This window comes from Streptomyces sp. NPDC006655 (assembly GCF_040703965.1).
In the GTDB taxonomy this organism is placed as follows: Bacteria; Actinomycetota; Actinomycetes; order Streptomycetales; family Streptomycetaceae; genus Streptomyces.
Genome location: NZ_JBEYJU010000260.1, coordinates 1 through 1185 on the forward strand (window position 1 = coordinate 1; position 1185 = coordinate 1185).

General features: G+C 62.7%; 1 protein-coding gene. It reads right to left on the reverse strand.

The genetic code is table 11. The annotated features are described in order from the left end of the window. Positions 1–130: 130 nt before the first annotated feature. Complete coding sequence (locus AB0958_RS45180) at positions 131–1039, reverse strand: WD40 repeat domain-containing protein (protein WP_366896302.1); 909 nt, start codon at positions 1037–1039, stop codon at positions 131–133. Between the last annotated feature and the right edge of the window lie 146 nt (positions 1040–1185).

Here is a 1185-nt window from a genome sequence, read left to right on the forward strand (position 1 = left end):
GAGGTCACCATCAAGATCTACCGCCACCTCATGCCCGGCTCAATCAGCAAAGCCGCCAAGATCCTCAACCACAACCTCACAACACATGGGGAGTTATCAGGTCGCTGTCGAGCCACACAGCGGGACTCGGCTATGGCAGGAGCCGTCGGATTGCCCCCGCTCCGAACTCGGCGACGTAGACGTCGTTGGTGGCACTGGCGGTGAGCTGCCCGGGGTTGGTAAGCCCGGCGGCCACTTCACGGATCTTGTTGTTGTGCAGGCTGAGGATTCGCCCTCCGTTGAAGTTGCTGAGCAGGATGGATGACCGAGCCAGGACGATGCCGTTGAGACCGATGAGCCTGTGATCGCGGAGGACATCTGGTCCTGGATTTGGGTCGTTGAGCGAGATGTTCCACAGTTTGTTGTAGTCCTGTCCCGTGGTGGGGCCGGGGGAGGGTGCACAGAGCACCCAGAGGGAGTCCGTGTCACCAGCCAAGGCGACCGGGGTTCCCTGAACGCGGGCGAACTCGTGCGAGGTGCCGTCTAGCTCAACGCGGTACACCGTGCCGTCGTCCATACCGGTGAGTAGTGAATCGCCGTTCCAGACGAAGGCCATAGGCACGCCCTCGGCTTCCGGGGTTACAACTTCGCTGCTTTGGTAGTTATCCGCTTGGTGGAGGACCAGAATGCGGCGGTCACCGTAGACGCGGACCGCGAGTTCTCCGTCGGTCCGAGCGGCGATTGTGTCCGTACCTTGGTCGTTGGGGGATACCAAGGGGACGCGGCTGATCATCCGGAACGCGCCGTCCTTGGTATCGAGCCGCCAGATGTTGCGGCCACGCGTGCTCACGACGAGCCCCTTGGGTGTCCAGGCAATGCCGCTGACCGGAGGGAGGCCGGTGAGCATCTCGGTGGCCGTCCAGCGGGGATGGGCAGCCACGTCGACGCGGGCTTCTGCGTAACACCCGTTGTGCTGGCAACGTAGTGCCGTGACACCCGGGTCCTTCGCCCGGACCACGTTGTTTTTGAAGAACGCGACCTTCTCGTCTGCGCTCTCCACCCCGGGACCACTGATCGGCGTGGTCCACGTCGCAGTGCCATCGGTGAAGTGGCCTAGGGTGCGTTTCAAATGTGCTGGTCATAGCCATTCGTTGATGGCTGCGACCAGCACGGTCGCCTCGTAGCGGACCGCCAACTTGTCGTACC